Here is a 16,701-nt window from a genome sequence, read left to right on the forward strand (position 1 = left end):
CCCGCACAGTACTGCCGGGTCAGGGCTGGGGTCACGGGTCCCGTGTCGCGTTCATCCGGGTGATCTCCGTGGGTGCCGGCGAGCGCACGTCGATCAGACGAGGGAGGTGAGGGCCTTGTCCAGCTGCAGCACGCCGATCACGAGCAGCATCGCGGCGTTGAGCACGTGTGTGTTCCCGGCGACCCAGGTGCGCAGGCGCTCCAGCGCCGGTCGTGCGGAAACCCCGCGCGTGACGACGAACAGCACGGGGACGGCGATGGGCAGGGTGCCCAGCGCAGCGAACACGACGGTCACCCCGACGGTCGTGGCGGGAGTGACGTCGGCGCGAGGCCGAGCAAGAAGGTGCGCCCCGGGCGGAAGGTCTCCACCGAGTGCAGCCATCCGGGAAGCTGAGGCGACGCGGCCACGACCTCCCGCGGAGAGGAGGCGCCGGCCATCGCCGCGATCCGGGCCTTCCCCTGGCGATACACCCAGACCGCGGCGCCGGTGAGGAAGAGTCCCAGAAGCAGGCGGACGAGCGGCACCCAGAGCGGAGGCTCATACTGCTCGTGGACGGCGGCGCTCCGGAACACCCAGAGGAAGAGGGCCAGCAGCCCGCCCATTCCGAGCAGCCACCCGAGCAGGTACGCGATGCCGTTCGCGCGGGGGTGCCGGGAGACCAGAACCGCCACGAGGGCCATGATGGCCAGGGGGCTGAGCACCACACCGAGGAGGACGGGAAGCAGCGCGACGACGAGCTCTCCCATGATGCCCTCCCTCCTCGCGGGTCACCCGCGCGCACGCAGCGCATTCAGAAGCTGCCGATGCCCTTGCCGATCATCGACACGCCGATCACGAGCAGCAGCACGGCCATGATGACCGCGTTCTCGGCGGCGAGCCATCCCCGCAGCGCGTCGAGCGGAGCCCGCAGCCGTGCGGCCGCGACGAGGTAGCCGACGACGGGCACGAGCACGGTCGACGCCCCGATCAGCGTGAAGACGGCGATCACGAGGATCGTGGAGCCTGCATCGAGCGCTGCGCCGCCGATGTCGACCCCGGCTCCGGCGGCCAGGAGGAGGTTCTTCGGATTCACCGCCGACAGCAGGAACCCCAGTCCGAGCGCCGTGCCGAAGGACATCGTGTCGATCGCCTTCATCCACGACGGCAGGGCCGCCGGTTGCCCCGCCTTCGGGCGCTTGCGCCACTGACCGACCGCCAGCACCAGCAGCAGGAGTCCGAGGACGAGCTGGATGACGCCGCGGATCGGGCGGGAGGCATCCGGATCCTCCTCGGGGAGCACCGCCGACAGCAGGGTGAAGAGACCGACCGCCACGACGATGCCCGCGATCCAGCCGAGCAGGAATCCGACGCTCGTGACCCGTGCCTTCGGGGACAGGAGCATGAGGATCGCGGCGATGATCGGCACGGGGCTGATCGCGACGCCCACGGCGAGGGGGAGGATCTCCCCGATGACGGCACCCATTCAGCTGCCCTTCCTGTTCGGAGCCGGCGAAGCGGCATCGGTCGGCGCGAGCTCGGTGATGGCGGCGCGGTTGGTCGCGTAGACCGGTTCCCGGTCGAGGATCCCCAGCGAGCGGAGGCGGCGGAGCGTGTTCGGCCGGACGCGGCTGAAGGCGAGGGAGATCGACTGCGTGTCGAGCCACTCCCGCAGCGCCTGGAAGGCCTCAGCGCCCGTGACGTCGACGTCCGTCACCGCTTCCATGTCGACGACGACGTGCTGGACGGCGGACGGGCCTGCGGCGCGGACCGCCTCCTTCACGGCGGCCGAGAACACGGCGCCGTTCGCGAAGAACAGGGGCGCCGCGAGCCGGACGACGATGACTCCCGGGGCGGTCGTCGTGCCGGCGGGAGCGTCCTCCAAGAGGGACTCGCCGGGGTCGCCGGAGGTCTCCAGCACGTCGATCGCCGGGTGCGAGGCGCGTTGCGCGAGGTTGACGAGGGCGAGCACGAACGCCACGAGGATTCCCGCGATCGAACCGACGAACAGGGTCACGAGGAAGCAGACCGCACCGATGACGAACTCGAACCGGTCGAGGCGCCAGAGGCGGATGAAGTCGCGGATGCCGAGGAGCGGGATGATCGCGACGCCGACGATGGCGCCGATCGCCGGGGAGGGGATGTCGGCGAGCAGCGCGGTGCCGAAGAGCAGCAGCAGGAGCGTCCCGACGGCGAGCACGAGCGCCGGGAGCTGGGTGCGCGAGCCGGCCTGGTCCATCGCCGCGGTGCGCGACGTCGAGGATCCGACGGCGAAGCTGCCCTGCGCGCCGGCGGCGACGTTCGCGACGCCGAAGGCGAGCAGGTCACGGTTGGCGTGGAACGGGTAGCGATGCTTCTCGGAGTAGGAGCGCGACACGAGCAGACCCTCCGCGGTGGTGACGAGGGTCAGGGCGATCGCGGAGGGGACGAGCGCGAGCCACAGCGACCAGTCGATGATCGGCCACGTGAGCGCGGGAGGGCCGGCGGGGACCTCGCCGAGCACATCCACACCCCGTCCGTCGAGGCCGGTGAGGACGACCGTGACGGTCGTGGCGACGAGCACGATCAGTGCCCAGGGAACGGCACGGAGGTAGCGCTGTCCGAGGAGCAGCACGGCGACGGAGACGGCGGCGAGCAGCACGGACCAGCCGTTGAGCGAGGGGAGGCCGGTCACCAACGCGACGACCTTGTCCACGAACTCGGCTCCGGAGTCGATCTTCACCCCGAGCATCTTCGCGATCTGGCTGATCATGATGTCCAGGGCCAGCCCGCCGACGAAGCCGACGAGGATCGGCTTCGACAGAAAGTTCGCCAGGAATCCGAGCTTGAAGACGGCGAGCAGCACGAACATCCCGCCGCAGAGGATCGCCTGGGCGAGGGCGAGGGTCGCGTAGTCGGCGCTGCCGGCGACGGCCAGACCGCCGATGGAGGAGGCCACGAGGGCCGCGGCGGCGGCATCGGGGGAGGCGACCAGCTGACGCGACGACACCACGAGCGCGTAGACGACGGTCGGGACGATCAGCGCGTACAGCCCGGCGGTCGCGGGGAGCCCGGCGATCTGCGCGTAGCCGATGTTGAGCGGGATGGCGATCGCCAGGAGGGTGACCCCCGCGGTGAGCTCGGTCGCGAGGGTGCGTCGGGTCAGACCTGCGAGCGGTCGCGGCATGCGCTCTCCCTTCGTCACCGGTGGTGTCCGGCTTCACGATGGCATCGTCGGACGGCGACGACCAGAGCGACGGGCAACCTCGCCCTGGTGATTTCGCGGTGTGGCGCCGGCGGCGCGCGGCGTCAGCGTCGGCGGAACCGGCGCCGGGTCGGCGCCGCGGGCGGCTCCGGCGTCGGCTCGGGCACGGCCGTGCGGTCACCGCTGACCCAGCGCGCCCAGGTCGCCCCCGGGTCGCCATCCAGCACGACGGCGCGCACGAGCAGAGTCAGCGGGATCGACAGGATGGCGCCGAGCGGACCGATCACGAAGGTCCAGAAGACGACGGAGAAGAAGCTCAGCGTCAGGCTCAGGTCGACGGCGTCGCTGACGAACTTGGGCTGGACGAGCACCTGGAGCACGACGTTGACCACGCAGTACACGGCGATGACACCGAGCAGCAGCGGCCAGCCGCCCACCACGAAGGCGAGGATCGCCGGCGGGATGAGCCCCAGCACGAACCCGATGTTCGGGATGAAGTTCGTCACGAACGCGAGGATCGCCCAGACCACCGGGGCCGGGACGCCCATCCACCACAGGGCGAGACCGTCGACGATGGCCACGACGGCGCCGAACGCGGCGTTCACGACGTAGTAGCGACGGACCCCCGTCTGCAGCCGGGCGATGCGCTGCAGCGCGGGGCCGTGCGTGGCGCCGAAGAGGGCCGGAGCCGTCCGATAGCGGGCGCCGTCCGCGGCGAGGAAGATGATGTAGGCGCAGACGAAGAACAGTGCTGTCGCCACCCCGAGGACCGCGCTGCCCAGGCTCCCGGCCAGGCCGAGGAGCGTCTCGGGGTCGAGGATCGAGGCCGCGGCATCCGCCGCCTCCTGGTCCAGCCCGAGGGACTGCAGCCAGGCGACGATCTGATCGGCGGCGCGCACCAGGCCGTCCTGCGATGCGAGGTCGCCGACGAGCCGGGCGAACTGGGTGCCGGCGAGCCACAGCAGCGCCGCCATCGCCAGCAGGATCACGTAGGCGAGCACGATCACGGCGGTCGTCCCGATCCAGGCGGGCCGGCCGGGGCGCTGGAAGGGACGACGGACGGGTTCGCAGATCACCACGATGACGATCGCGAGGGCCAGCGGGCCGAACACCTCGCGCGCCAGCGAGATCCCGGCGAGGACGATCGCGCTCGCCGCCAGGATCAGCAGGGTGCGCAGAGCAGGGGCGGGCGCGTGGTCCGCTGCGGAGCGCGGAGGAGTCGGGAGCGAGGTCACGCGGCCAGCGTAGCCCGCCGCACTTTCATCCGGGTGATTGCGCCTCCGCCCCCTGGAAGGGCGCGGGGACGCGTGGTTTCGTGTTGCCATGTCGCCTCCCGTACGTTCCACGAGGCCGGGACCGGCGATGCGCTTCCGGCCGCCCGCCACGCCCATCGGCGTCGTGCCGCGGGAACGCGTGACCGCAGCGATAGCGGCTGCCGTCGATGCGGACGGTGTGACGGTGCTCAGCGCACCCAGCGGCTATGGAAAGACCACCGCCGTCGCCGCCTGGGCGTCATCGCGCGACGACGTCGCCTGGCTCGCGCTGAGTGCATCCGACGACGATCCCGCGCTGCTGACCGCCGGCGTCCTGAACGCCCTGGCGCTCGCGGCCGAGCGCGCTGGCCGGGCGTTCGTCGTGCCGCGGGACATCGAGGATCCGGTGCGCGCCTACCGGCAGATCTGCGCGGCGTTCCAGGACGCCGAGCACCCGGCGCACCTCGTCGTCGACGATGCCCACCGTGCCGGGGAGGCGTGGAGCGATGGTCTCCTCGGGCTGCTGGCAGACCAGCCTCCGGACGGGCTGCGGCTCCTCCTGGTGGGGACGACCCTGATCGAGGTCACCCTGTCCCGCCACCGCCTCATGAACCCGGGAGCCTTCGTCGGCGTGGACACCCTCCGATTCTCGACGGACGAGATCCGGAGTCTGACGCGATCGGCGCCCGGTGGGCTCGATGCGGCCGCGGTGCGCGACGAGACCGGAGGCTGGCCCATCGCGGTGCGGCTGGTCCTCGTCGGTGGCTCCCTGCCGTCGAGCCCGGCGTCGACGGCCTCGTCCTTCCTCGGCGCGTACATCCGTGAGCACGTCCTGGACGCGCTGCCGCCCGCCCTCGCGGACTTCGTCCTCGAGGGGACGGCCTGCGCGGAGCTCACTCCCGACACCGCCGGACAGGTGACGGGGAGGGACGACGCCGCCGACCTCCTGGAGACCTGCGTTCGGCTCGGGCTGTTCCTCGACCGGTTCGACGGCCCGGAGGGCCCCACGTACCGCTGGCACCCCGCGTTCGCGCGTCGGTGCGCCGATCTCGCGCGGGCGGATGCGGTGCGTTTCGCCACGGTGCACCACCGGGCCGCTCGTGCTCTCGAGCACACGGATCCGATCGCCGCCGTGACGCACGCGCGGCGCGCCGGGGATCGGGCCGGTGCCAGGGCCATCCTCCTGCGGCACTGGCTGGGTCTCGTGGTCGGCTCCTCGGCCGTCGACGTGGAGCGGACGGCGACGACTCTCCTGCGCGACAACCCGGATGATCCGCACCTGCTCCTCGTGCGGGCCGGAGCCAGCGACGTCCTCGGGGACCATCGCGTCGCCCGGGAGCTGTGTCGACGGGCCGAGGCCCTCCTGGATCGCACGCCGGGGCAGGCCGAACCCGCCGTCCTGCTCATCGTCCGCCTGCTGCTCGCGGAGTCGTCCGTCGAGGTGGCCGCGTCCGGTCCGGAGATCCGCGCGCTGCTGGATGCCGCGGACGACAGGATGTACGGCGGTCGGGTGGCGCTCAACCATCTGCTGGGGTGGACCGCGCTGCGCAATCGCGAATCGCCGGACCTCGCGATCGAGTACTTCTCGGCGGCGGCGCGCGAGGCGAGGGAGGCCGGCGATCGGGAGCTCACGTCCCGCGCCGTCGGACATCTCGCCTACGGCCTCGCCACCTCCGGCCGGCTCACGGAGGCCGCGGCTGTGCTCGCCGAGGCCGAGAGCACCCGGGAGGCTCTTCTTCCGCGGAACACCTTCGCGCGCGGAAGCGCCGTGGCCGCCGCGGGGTGGGTCGCGTACTGGTCGGGCGAGGCGGAGGAGGCGGTCCGGATCTTCGACGCGGCGCGTGAGGAAGCCGCGTCCGGCCGCGATCTGGCCGGACATGCACGCATGATGGGCGCCTATGCGGCCGCGCTCACGGGAGACCCCGCGGTCTGCCGTCGAGCGGCCATCGGCGTGCAGGAGCTCCCCATCGACGTCGTGCAGGGGGTGGAGTGGCCGGTGTTCCGGGAGTCGTCGGTGGCCCTGCTCGAAGAGGCGGTGGGGCGGAGGGAGCGCGCACTGCGCATCGCCAAGAAGTATGCCGGCGGTACCGACCTCCCGCTCGTGGGCGTCGCCCTGTCCGGGATCCTGCGTCGCGCCGAGGAGCACGCCGCGGCGCTGGAGATGCTGCGGTCGTTGCGGGGTGCGTCCGAGCTGTCTTACGTCAAAGCCGCCACGTTGATCACCGCGGCCACGCTCCGGAGGGCGACGGGGCACCAGGAGGACGCGCATGACCTGTGCGAGGCCGCCCTCGCCGTCGCGTCCGCGGAGAACCTCGTCGTGCTCTTCGGCCCGCGGGAAGTCGCGGTGCGCCGGCTGCTGCAGGCGCATGTGCATCACGGCACGCAGTTCGAGGAGTTCATCGACAGGTGTCTCGCCGTCGACGCGGTGGGCTCCGTGACCGATCGGCTGTCGGAGCGGGAACGCGACGTCTTCCACCAGATGCAGACGGCGCGCACGCTGCCGGAGATCGCCCAGGAGCTCTCCGTGTCGGTGAACACGGTGAAGACGCATCAACGAGCGATCTACCGCAAGCTCGGGGTCTCGTCCCGGCGGGAGGCCGTCCACGCGACCGTGTGAGCAGGCACGGTGTCAGGGGCTCGTGCCGAGGGTGGCGACGAGCGCGGCGTTCGCGACCGCGGAGGGGATCGCCTGCGTCGCCAGGATCCGGTCCCCGGCGTCCTCGACCTCGCGGATGAAGCGGATGTCCCAGCGCTGTTCGACGAGGATGACGGCCGCGACGGCGCCGGGAGGCACCCACGGGAGGAAATGCCGGACATCGTCGAGGGAGATCAGGCCCGGTGCGTACAGGGGCAGGCCGGCGAGCGAGAAGTCGTCGCCGTCGACCTCCGTGATGCGGTGCCCCTCGGCGGCGTCGCGGCGCACGACGAGGAAGTCGAGCACGCGCAGCGTGCCGTCCTCGACCTGACGCAGCAGCGGTTCGAGGACGGGTGGTCCCGGGTATGCGCTGCGGAGCTCGACCACGACGAACGCCACGTCGCCCAGCACCCGGCTCCTCATATCCGCCCTCGATTCGTCCCGTCCTCCGATGGTGACAGCCGCACGGAGAGGGAGTCCCGAATCCTCACCCGGAGCGGGTGAGGACCGGCGCGCGGGCGACGACGGCGGTGCCATTCTGGACCGCGGATGAAGGGTGGCGACATGAAGGAGTTCCGATTCGGGCCCGTCGAGTTCTATCTCGTGGGCTTCGACGGTGATCGGCCGGATCCGTCCACGTTCGGCACGCTGACCGACCTGGTGTCGAAGGGCGTGGTGCGCGTGCTGGACTTCGTGCTGGTGACGCGGACGGCGGAGGGGGATCTCGACATCCTCGAGGTCGAGGAGGACGACGGGTCTGCCGTCCTCGACGGCCTCGAGCCGATCGTCGCCGGGCTCGCGAGCGAGGACGACGTCCGCGCCCTGGCGGAGGTCGTGCCGCCGGGACAGTCGGCCGCGGTCGTGGTCCTGGAGCTCCTGTTCGCCCGGACCCTCGCCCAGGATGTGGCCGCCGCGGGAGGCCAGGTGCTGCGCAGCGAGCGCGTTCCGGCACCCGTCGTGAACGCGGTGATGGACATCCTCGAACAGGAAGGTGAATGACATGCCCTTGCGGAGATTCGGCCGGCCGGGGCTCATCGGTCTCGCCGCGCGGACCGCGGTGGTCGCCGGGACGGCGACCGCGGTGCAGGGAGCCGCCATGCGGCACCAGGAGCGCCGCGCACAGAGCGAGTACGAGCAGCAGCAGTACGAGGCCGCCCAGCAACAGGCCCAGATGGACGATGCGGCCCGCGCCGCGGCCGCGCAGTATGCGCCGCCGACGAGCCCGCCGGCCGCGCCGCCCGCAGCGGCGGACGACCTGATCGCCAAGCTGCAGGAGCTCGGATCGCTGAAGGCCTCCGGTGTGCTGACGGACGAGGAGTTCACGGCCGCGAAGCAGAAGCTGCTGAGCTGAGCGTCGCGACGATCGAGACGAGGCGGCGATGAGCGAGATCGAGGACCTGCGGGCACGGCTGCGTGTGCTGGAGCAGGAGAACGAGGCGCTCCGACGCCCCCGACGCCGCATCTCCGCCCGCAGCATCATCGCCGGGATCGTGCTCGTGGTCGCCGTGCTCCTCGCGCCGATCGCGGCGATGGGGACATGGGCGCGGCTGCAGCTCGTCGACGCGGACCGGTTCGTCGCGACCTTCGCCCCGCTGGCCGAGGATCCGGACGTGCAGGACTTCGTCGCCGATCAGGTGACGGCCGCCATCGACGAGCAGGTCGACCTGGATGCGGTGGTCGGCGAGCTCTTCGACGGCCTGCGTGCCCTCGACCTCCCTCCGCGCGCCACCGCCGCCCTCGGCCTGTTGGAAGCGCCGGCCGCCTCCGGCCTGTCGTCTCTGATCGACGGCGTCGTGCACGAGGTGGTGTCGTCGCAGCAGTTCGCCGACATCTGGGCGGAGACGCTGCGCTTCACCCATGAGCGCGCCGTCGCCATCCTGCAAGACGAGCCCGGCACCGCGCTGGACCTCAGCGACGACGGGGTCCTCTCGGTGGACGTGGGGGCGGTCGTCGAACGCGTCAAGGAGGCTCTGGCCGAGCGTGGGGCCGGGGTCGCCGACCTCATCCCGGTGATCGATCGCACCATCCCGGTGGTGCAGGCCGACGCCCTGGTGCTGGTCCGCACGGTATACCAGATCGCGGTGACGGCGGGCTTCTGGCTGCCCTGGGTCGTCCTCGGCCTCGTCGTCCTCGGCGTGCTGCTCGCGGTGAACCGGCCGCGGGCGCTGTTCTGGACGAGCGCCGGGTTCGCCGTCGTCTTCCTCCTCCTCGCCGCCGGGATGGGGATCGGACGCGGGTTCTTCGTCAGCGCCGTCAGCCCGTCGATCATGACGGCGTCGGCGGCCGAATCCCTCTTCGATCAGCTCACGGCCCTCCTCGGGTCCACCATCGTGGCGCTCGCCCTCGTCGGGGTCCTCATCGCGCTGTGGGCCTGGCTCGCCGGGTCGAGCCGCAGCGCCCGCACGGTGCGCGGCGTCACGGAGAGCGGGTTCGGGGCGCTGCGCGAGGCGGCGGAGGCACGGGGGATCTCCACCGGGCGGTTCGGGAGAGCGGTCGACCGCTATCGCGGCGCGATCCTCATCGCCGGGATGGCGATCGGGGTGCTCATCCTCCTGGCGACGCGTCCGGTCTCCTTCGGCGCCGTCCTGGGCGTGGCGATCGGCGTGCTCGTGCTGACGATCCTCGTGGAGCTGCTGCGACGGCCAGGCCCCTCCGCGGCGCCGGAGGAGCAGGACGCCGCCGCCGTCGCGGACGCGGGCGACGCGGAGATCACCCGGGACGGGTGAGGGCCCCTGTCGGCACGCACGCGGGGTCGAAAGACTCGGGCCGAGGAGAGCGCGGACGCGCCCTGAGCGAAGGAGAGACGATGTCGGAATTCAACGCGGACTTCTCGGGCGAGATCACGCTGGACGTCCGCGACTCTCGACCCGACTGGTCGCCGTACGAGCTGCGGAAGGCGCCGGACGGAGCGCCGAACGTCCTCGTGGTGCTGTACGACGACACCGGGCTGGCCTCGTGGTCGCCGTATGGCGGCCGCATCGCGATGCCGACGATGGACCGTCTGGCCGCCGGGGGTCTCACCTACACGCAGTGGCACACCACGGCGCTGTGCTCTCCCACGCGGTCCACCATGCTCACGGGCCGTAACCACCACGTCAACCGCGCCGGCGTCATCATGGAGGGCACGAACGGCTTCCCCGGCTTCGCGGGGCGGCTCCCCGCCGAGTGCGCGACCATCGGACAGGTTCTGCAGGAGAACGGGTACAGCACGTTCTGGCTCGGCAAGAACCACAACGTCCCGGAGGAGGACATCGCGCCCGGGGGCAGCCGCTCGATGTGGCCGCTGCAGCTCGGCTTCGACCGCTTCTACGGCTTCCTCGGCGGGGAGACCAACAACTGGTACCCCGACCTGGTCGAGGACAACCACTTCATCGAGCAGCCGTACCGCCCGGAGGACGGCTACCACCTGTCGAAGGACCTCGCCGACCAGGCGCTCGCGATGATCCGGAACCAGCAGGCCTCCAATCCCTCGAAGCCCTGGTACATGTGGTTCTGCCCTGGCGCGAACCACGCGCCGCACCACGCGCCGCAGGAGTACATCGACAAGTACAAGGGGGCGTTCGACGACGGCTACGAGGCCTACCGCGAATGGGTCCTCGCCCGCATGATCGAGAAGGGCGTGCTGCCTGAGGACACGCAGATGACGCCGTTCAATCCGCTGCCGGAGGAGGCGGCGAACCCGGCCGATCACGTGCGCCCGTGGGCGGAGCTGAACGACGACGAGCGGAGGCTGTTCGCGCGGATGGCGGAGGTCTTCGCGGGCTTCTCCGAGTACACGGATGCCCAGGTCGGCCGGATCGTGGACTACCTGGAGGAGACGGGGCAGCTGGACAACACGATCATCTTCTACTGCGCCGACAACGGCGCCTCGGGGGAGGGATCGCCGGACGGCTCCGTGAACGAGAACAAGTTCTTCAACGGCTACCCCGACGACCTCGCCGAGAACCTCGCGATGATCGACACGCTCGGGTCCGCCGACACCTACAACCACTACCCGACAGGGTGGGCGGCGGCGTTCTCCACGCCCTTCCCGATGTTCAAGCGCTACTCCCAGTACTCCGGCGGCACCTGCGACCCGATGGTCGTGCACTGGCCGAAGGGGATCGCGGCGAAGGGGGAGCTGCGCCACCAGTACCACCACTCGGTGGACGTCGTGGCGACGGTGCTCGACGTGATCGGCATCGCGATGCCGGAGTCCTACCGCGGAGTGCCGCAGCGACCGCTCGACGGCGTCTCGATGAAGTACTCCTTCGACGCCGCGCCGGACGGGCCGACGCGGAAGAGCGTGCAGTACTACTCGATGCTCGGCACCCGGGGCATCTGGAAGGACGGCTGGAAGGCGGCGGCGGTGCACGCTCCGCTGAGCGGCAAGGGCCACTTCGACGACGACGTGTGGGAGCTGTATCACGTGGCGGAGGACCGCTCCGAGTCGAACGACCTCGCCGCGACGCACCCGGAGAAGCTGCAGGAGCTCATCGCCGCGTGGTTCGCGGAGGCGGAGGCGAACTTCGCCCTTCCCCTCGACGACCGGTCGGCCCGCGAGATCCTCACGGTCCCCCGGCCTCAGGCGGAGGCGCCCCGGGAGCGGTACGTCTACTTCTCCGGCACCGCGGCGGTGCCGGAGAGCGTCGCAGTGAACGTCCGAGGGCGCTCCTACAAGATCATCGCCGACGTCATCCTGGAGCAGGGCGCCGAGGGAGTGCTCTTCGCGCACGGCTCCCGCTTCGGCGGCCACTCGCTGTTCCTCAAGGACAACAGGCTCGTCTACGTGTACAACTTCCTCGGCATCCCGCCGGAGCAGTCGTTCACCTCGGACGAGCTCGCCCCCGGACCGCACACCCTCGGCGTGGAGTTCGTGCGGGAGGGAGCGGGGGATCACGGCGAGTCCGTCGGCACCGCCACGCTGTACGTCGATGATCGCGCCGTGGCGTCCGGTCCGATGCGGGCCCAGGTCGGGAAGTTCACGCTCTGCGGCGACGGGCTCTGCGTCGGGTGGGACAGTGCCGACCCGGTGAGTGCGCAGTACGCCAACCCGTTCCCGTTCACCGGCGGCACGCTCCTGGGCGTGGCGGTCGACGTGAGCGCGGAGCAGTATCTCGATATGGAGCTCGAGGCGGCCGCGATGCTGTCGCGCGAGTGACCGCGCGGAGCGGGCGGCGGCCTAGCATGAGGGCATGACGGCGATGATCGAGGTCCCCGGCGGAACGCTCCTCATGGGATCGGACGAGTTCTACCCGGAGGAAGGCCCCGTCCACGAACGGCGCGTGGAGGCGTTCGCGCTGGATCAGCACCCCGTGACGAACCGCCAGTACGCCGCGTTCGTCGAGGACACCGGCTACGTCACGATCGCCGAGCGGCCGATGGACCCCGCCGACTACCCCGGCGTGCATCCGGATGACCTCGTCCCCGGCGCCATGGTGTTCACGCCGACCCGCGGGCCCGTCGACCTGCGCGACTGGCGTCAGTGGTGGCGGTGGGAGCCCGGGGCGTCCTGGCGCCACCCGTTCGGACCGGCCTCGTCGATCGACGACCGCCTCGATCATCCGGTCGTGCAGGTCGCGTACCCCGATGCCGTCGCCTACGCCGCGTGGGCAGGCAAGCGCCTGGCCACGGAGGCGGAGTGGGAATGGGCGGCGCGCGGCGGCCTCGTCGGCGCCCGCTTCGCCTGGGGTCAGGAGACGAAGCCGGACGGCACCCTCATGGCCGACACCTGGCAGGGCGCCTTCCCGTATCGGAACGACGGCGCCGACGGATGGATCGGTACCGCTCCGGTCGCCTCATTCCTCGCGAACGGCTACGGCCTGCACGACATGATCGGCAACGTCTGGGAGTGGACGGCGGACTACTGGACGCACCGGCACGTTCCGCCGGGCGCGGTCGGTGTCGACGCCGGTCAGCGCGCGAGCCTGCTGTCCTCCGAGCCCGGGTCGCCCATCCCTCGCCGCGTGCTCAAGGGGGGATCGCACCTGTGCGCTCCGGAGTACTGCCTCCGCTACCGCCCCGCGGCGCGATCGGCGCAGGCGGAGGACACCGCCATGACCCACATCGGGTTCCGCTGCGCCCTCTGACCGGTGATCCCCGACTCAGACGGGGTCGGGGAACATGGACGCCCAGTCGTCGCGGACGCTCACCACGGTGTACCCGCGGTCGGCGGCTGCGCGGAGGGCCTGCTCCGCTCCCGTGTCGTAGGGCGTGTCGTCGCGGTCGGCGTCGTCGTGATGGATCAGCAGCGCGAGTCCGGGCCGAGGGCCGCCGTGCGCGAAGTCGAGCATCGGCATGTCGCCGTTCGAGTTGCCGGCCGCCAGCAGCGGGCGCCGGCCGATCCGACTCCAGATCCGCACGGGCTTCTCCGGACCGTCGTCGAAGAACGCCAGGGCGGACGAGTAGCGGACGCTGGCAGCCTCCTCGTCGTAGGTGAGCCCGAGCGCCGAGCCGATCACGCGCTCGGGAGGGATGCCGTAGTTCGCCTGGGTCATCGGTCGCATGAAGTCGCGCTCGCCGCCCGACACGATGTAGCACGTGAAGCCGTGGCCCTCGAGGTACCGCAGCAGCTCGACCATCGGGCGGTACACCGATTCGGCGTAGGGGCGGCCGAGGAGCGGGTGCTGGGCCGTGCGGTAGAACTCCGCCACGGAGCGGGCGTAGTCCTCCACGCTCACGCCATCGGTCAGTCCCAGGAGCGCCTGGATGATGACGCCGAGGTCGGAGTCGTCGCCGGCGTAGTGCTTGTCGATCGCGGTGCCGAGCCAGCCGAGGTCGCCGGTGACCGCGGCGCGGTAGGGCTGCCGGTCGGCCAGGGAGGGGTCGCGGGTCGCCTCCTCGCGCCAGCGCTCGACGACGTAGTGCAGCTGGGTGGGCATGGGCTTCTCCGACCAGAGAGTGCCGTCGTTGTCGAACACCGCGATGCGTTCGTCGACGGGGACGGCGTCGGGGCCCTCCGTCACGGCGGCGACGAACGCCTCGATGGTGCGCCGCGTGCCGGTGTCCCGCCAGGAAGACAGAGGTGAGGAGTCCATGACCGCGATCCTTCCAGGCGCGGCGTCGGATGCCGAGCGTCCCTCACCCGGAGCGGACGAGTCTCGCCGCGGCCGGGCGTGCGGGAATACCCTCGGAGGGTATAAGGTTGTGCCGAAGGAGTACCCCAGGGGGGTATCCCGTGGAAAGGAAGCATGATGAGCACGAGCGAGTACCAGGTCACCGGAATGACGTGCGGCCACTGCGAGATGGCGATCCGCGACGAGGTGTCGCGCATCCCCGGTGTCGAGGGTATCGATGTCAGCGCGCAGAGCGGGAGACTCGTGGTGCGCAGCTCCGCCCCCGTCGACGACACGGCCGTGCTGGCCGCCGTGGACGAGGCGGGCTACCAGGCGGTCCGGTCCTGATGGACACCCCGTCCGCGACCAGCGTGGAGCTGGAGATCGGCGGCATGACCTGCGCGTCGTGCGCGATGCGGATCGAGAAGAAGCTCAATCGTCTCGACGGCGTCACCGCCACCGTGAACTACGCGACCGAGAAGGCGAGCGTCACGGTGCCGGCGGGCGTCGACACCGCCCTGCTCATCGCCGAGGTCGAGAAGACCGGATACACCGCCGTCCTCCCCGCGCCTCCCGCGCCGGAGGGTGCGCAGCCCGACGGAGAGCAGCCGGATCCGGAGCTCACGGCGCTGCGGCAGCGGCTGATCGCCTCCGTCGTGCTCACCGTCCCGGTCATCGCGATGGCGATGATCCCGGCGCTCCAGTTCACGTACTGGCAGTGGCTGTCGCTCGCGCTCGCGGGTCCCGTGATCGTGTGGGCGGCCTGGCCGTTCCACAAGGCGGCGTGGATCAACCTCCGGCACGGTGCGGCCACGATGGACACGCTCATCTCGATGGGCACGATCGCCGCGCTGCTGTGGTCGCTGTACGCGCTCTTCTTCGGCACCGCCGGGATGCCCGGCATGACGCACCCGTTCGAGTTCACCGTCGCGCCCAGCGACGGTGCCGGGAACATCTACCTCGAGGTCGGAGCGGGGGTGACCACGTTCATCCTCGCCGGACGCTACTTCGAGAAGCGCTCCAAGCGTCAGGCCGGTGCGGCGCTCCGCGCGCTGCTGGAGCTCGGCGCGAAGGAGGTCGCGGTACTCCGCGACGGCGTCGAGACCCGGATCCCGACGAGCGAACTGCGGGTTGGCGACGAGTTCATCGTGCGCCCGGGGGAGAAGATCGCCACCGACGGGGTGGTGGTCGGCGGCACGTCCGCGGTCGACGCCTCGATGCTGACCGGTGAGTCGGTGCCCGTCGAGGTCGGGGAGGGAGATGTCGTCACCGGCGCCACGGTGAATGCCGGGGGACGCCTCGTCGTCCGCGCGACCCGCGTCGGCGCCGACACCCAGCTCGCGCAGATGGCGCGGCTCGTGGAGGAGGCGCAGACCGGGAAGGCCGAAGTCCAGCGGCTCGCCGACCGTGTCTCCGGGATCTTCGTGCCGATCGTGATCGTGATCGCCCTCGGCACGCTCGTGGCCTGGCTCGCGACCGGGTTCCCTGCCGCCGCCGCCTTCACCGCCGCGGTCGCGGTGCTCATCATCGCCTGCCCCTGCGCGCTGGGCCTGGCCACGCCGACCGCCCTCCTCGTCGGCACGGGTCGCGGCGCCCAGATGGGCATCCTCATCAAGGGCCCCGAGGTGCTCGAGTCGACTCGGAAGGTCGATACGGTCGTGCTCGACAAGACGGGCACCGTCACCTCCGGTCGCATGACGCTGACGGCGGTGCACACCGACGACGGCGTGGAGCGCGAGGAACTGCTGCGGCTCGCCGGCGCCCTCGAGGACGCCTCCGAGCACCCCATCGCGCAGGCCGTGGCGGCCGCGGCCACCCGGGAGCTCGGCACCCTGCCGAGCGTCGAGGAGTTCGCGAACGTCGAGGGCAGGGGCGTCCAGGGCATCGTGGACGGCCACGCCGTCGTCGTGGGACGCGCCTCGTTGCTCGCCGACTGGTCGCAGCACCTGTCCGCGGGGCTGGCTGCGGTCAAGGCCGAGGCGGAGGCCCAGGGCAAGACCGCGATCGCGGTGGGCTGGGACGGTCGTGCCCGCGGGGTGCTCGTCGTCGCCGACTCGGTCAAGGCCACGAGCGCGGAGGCGGTGGCGCAGCTCCGGGCGCTGGGACTGACGCCCGTCCTGCTCACGGGAGACAACCGCGCGGTGGCCGAGCAGATCGCCCGCGAGGTGGGGATCACCGAGGTGCTCGCCGAAGTGCTGCCCCAGGACAAGGTGGACGTGGTGCGCCGGCTCCAGGAAGAGGGCAAGGTCGTCGCGATGGTGGGAGACGGCGTGAACGACGCCGCGGCCCTCGCCCAGGCGGACCTCGGGCTGGCGATGGGGACCGGGACCGACGCGGCGATCGAGGCCAGCGACATCACGCTCGTCCGCGGCGACCTGCGCAGTGCGGCCGACGCGATCCGCCTGGCCCGGCGCACGCTCGGCACGATCAAGGGCAACCTGTTCTGGGCCTTCGCCTACAACGTCGCAGCGATCCCGCTCGCAGCGCTCGGCCTGCTCAACCCCATGCTCGCCGGTGCGGCGATGGCGTTCTCCAGCGTCTTCGTCGTCGGCAACAGCCTCCGCCTGCGGTCCTTCCGCAGCAGGGCGGTGGACACCCCGTGAACGAGAGACAGAGGAG

The 16,701-nt window shown here is 71.3% G+C and carries 13 protein-coding genes and 1 pseudogene; 8 read left to right on the forward strand and 6 right to left on the reverse strand.

The features are described from left to right. Nucleotides 1-93: 93 nt before the first annotated feature. From CJ226_RS18395 to CJ226_RS03760, 4 genes and pseudogenes are all read right to left on the reverse strand, one after another. Nucleotides 94-746, reverse strand: a pseudogene (locus tag CJ226_RS18395) (GAP family protein). A gap of 44 nt (nucleotides 747-790) precedes the next feature. Next, nucleotides 791-1,462 carry a GAP family protein gene (locus CJ226_RS03750; protein WP_102208339.1) on the reverse strand — a complete coding sequence of 224 codons (672 nt, stop codon included), beginning with the start codon at nucleotides 1,460-1,462 and terminating at the stop codon, nucleotides 791-793. Then, complete coding sequence (locus tag CJ226_RS03755; RefSeq protein WP_102208340.1) at nucleotides 1,463-3,142, reverse strand: SulP family inorganic anion transporter; 1,680 nt, start codon at nucleotides 3,140-3,142, stop codon at nucleotides 1,463-1,465. A 122-nt stretch (nucleotides 3,143-3,264) separates the two neighbouring features. Beyond that, entirely contained in the window at nucleotides 3,265-4,395 is a 1,131-nt protein-coding gene (locus CJ226_RS03760; RefSeq protein WP_257996496.1) for an AI-2E family transporter, read from the reverse strand. 88 nt (nucleotides 4,396-4,483) lie between these two features. Here CJ226_RS03760 and CJ226_RS03765 point away from each other — a divergent pair, with 88 nt between their 5' ends. Continuing rightward, nucleotides 4,484-7,030 (forward strand): LuxR C-terminal-related transcriptional regulator, encoded by a 2,547-nt coding sequence (locus CJ226_RS03765; protein WP_257996497.1) that lies wholly within the window; start codon nucleotides 4,484-4,486, stop codon nucleotides 7,028-7,030. A 12-nt stretch (nucleotides 7,031-7,042) separates the two neighbouring features. Here CJ226_RS03765 and CJ226_RS03770 read toward each other — a convergent pair whose 3' ends face one another. Further along, nucleotides 7,043-7,459: a DUF6325 family protein gene (locus CJ226_RS03770; RefSeq protein WP_102208342.1), complete on the reverse strand. Its 417-nt coding sequence runs from the start codon at nucleotides 7,457-7,459 to the stop codon at nucleotides 7,043-7,045. Nucleotides 7,460-7,612: 153 nt separating this feature from the next. On the opposite strand from CJ226_RS03770, the gene CJ226_RS03775 reads away from it, so the two are divergent. The 5 genes from CJ226_RS03775 (at nucleotide 7,613) to CJ226_RS03795 (ending at nucleotide 13,116) form a co-directional block, all read left to right on the forward strand. Next, nucleotides 7,613-8,047, forward strand: a complete 435-nt coding sequence (locus tag CJ226_RS03775) for a DUF6325 family protein (RefSeq protein ID WP_102208422.1) — start codon at nucleotides 7,613-7,615, stop codon at nucleotides 8,045-8,047. A gap of 1 nt (nucleotide 8,048) precedes the next feature. Further along, nucleotides 8,049-8,399, forward strand: coding sequence for an SHOCT domain-containing protein (locus CJ226_RS03780; RefSeq protein WP_102208343.1), 351 nt, complete (start codon nucleotides 8,049-8,051; stop codon nucleotides 8,397-8,399). A gap of 28 nt (nucleotides 8,400-8,427) precedes the next feature. Continuing rightward, entirely contained in the window at nucleotides 8,428-9,774 is a 1,347-nt protein-coding gene (locus CJ226_RS03785) for a hypothetical protein (protein WP_180964521.1), read from the forward strand. Between the two features lie 80 nt (nucleotides 9,775-9,854). Further along, entirely contained in the window at nucleotides 9,855-12,188 is a 2,334-nt protein-coding gene (locus CJ226_RS03790) for an arylsulfatase (RefSeq protein WP_102208344.1), read from the forward strand. A 43-nt stretch (nucleotides 12,189-12,231) separates the two neighbouring features. Continuing rightward, a complete protein-coding gene (locus CJ226_RS03795; RefSeq protein ID WP_374754511.1) occupies nucleotides 12,232-13,116 on the forward strand; it encodes a formylglycine-generating enzyme family protein in 885 nt (294 codons plus the stop codon). Between the two features lie 15 nt (nucleotides 13,117-13,131). Here the strand turns inward: CJ226_RS03795 and CJ226_RS03800 are convergent, their stop codons facing one another. Beyond that, nucleotides 13,132-14,064 carry an HAD family phosphatase gene (locus CJ226_RS03800; RefSeq protein ID WP_062635031.1) on the reverse strand — a complete coding sequence of 311 codons (933 nt, stop codon included), beginning with the start codon at nucleotides 14,062-14,064 and terminating at the stop codon, nucleotides 13,132-13,134. Between the two features lie 156 nt (nucleotides 14,065-14,220). On the opposite strand from CJ226_RS03800, the gene CJ226_RS03805 reads away from it, so the two are divergent. After that, nucleotides 14,221-14,430 (forward strand): heavy-metal-associated domain-containing protein, encoded by a 210-nt coding sequence (locus tag CJ226_RS03805; RefSeq protein ID WP_025103117.1) that lies wholly within the window; start codon nucleotides 14,221-14,223, stop codon nucleotides 14,428-14,430. Next, complete coding sequence (locus CJ226_RS03810) at nucleotides 14,430-16,685, forward strand: cation-translocating P-type ATPase (protein WP_062635030.1); 2,256 nt, start codon at nucleotides 14,430-14,432, stop codon at nucleotides 16,683-16,685. Before CJ226_RS03805 ends, CJ226_RS03810 begins: the two co-directional genes overlap by 1 nt. Nucleotides 16,686-16,701: the final 16 nt, after the last annotated feature.

Source organism: Microbacterium sp. UMB0228 (assembly GCF_002871415.1).
GTDB lineage: Bacteria > Actinomycetota > Actinomycetes > Actinomycetales > Microbacteriaceae > Microbacterium.

What these genes read in the sequence shown, in the direction of transcription:
- CJ226_RS03750 (WP_102208339.1), bottom strand. Translation starts at nt 1,462, where the DNA reads ATGGGTGCCGTCATCGGGGAGATCCTCCCCCTCGCCGTGGGCGTCGCG.
- CJ226_RS03755 (WP_102208340.1), bottom strand. Translation starts at nt 3,142, where the DNA reads ATGCCGCGACCGCTCGCAGGTCTGACCCGACGCACCCTCGCGACCGAG.
- CJ226_RS03765 (WP_257996497.1), top strand. Translation starts at nt 4,484, where the DNA reads ATGTCGCCTCCCGTACGTTCCACGAGGCCGGGACCGGCGATGCGCTTC.
- CJ226_RS03775 (WP_102208422.1), top strand. Translation starts at nt 7,613, where the DNA reads ATGAAGGAGTTCCGATTCGGGCCCGTCGAGTTCTATCTCGTGGGCTTC.
- CJ226_RS03780 (WP_102208343.1), top strand. Translation starts at nt 8,049, where the DNA reads ATGCCCTTGCGGAGATTCGGCCGGCCGGGGCTCATCGGTCTCGCCGCG.
- CJ226_RS03785 (WP_180964521.1), top strand. Translation starts at nt 8,428, where the DNA reads ATGAGCGAGATCGAGGACCTGCGGGCACGGCTGCGTGTGCTGGAGCAG.
- CJ226_RS03790 (WP_102208344.1), top strand. Translation starts at nt 9,855, where the DNA reads ATGTCGGAATTCAACGCGGACTTCTCGGGCGAGATCACGCTGGACGTC.
- CJ226_RS03795 (WP_374754511.1), top strand. Translation starts at nt 12,232, where the DNA reads ATGATCGAGGTCCCCGGCGGAACGCTCCTCATGGGATCGGACGAGTTC.
- CJ226_RS03800 (WP_062635031.1), bottom strand. Translation starts at nt 14,064, where the DNA reads ATGGACTCCTCACCTCTGTCTTCCTGGCGGGACACCGGCACGCGGCGC.
- CJ226_RS03805 (WP_025103117.1), top strand. Translation starts at nt 14,221, where the DNA reads ATGAGCACGAGCGAGTACCAGGTCACCGGAATGACGTGCGGCCACTGC.
- CJ226_RS03810 (WP_062635030.1), top strand. Translation starts at nt 14,430, where the DNA reads ATGGACACCCCGTCCGCGACCAGCGTGGAGCTGGAGATCGGCGGCATG.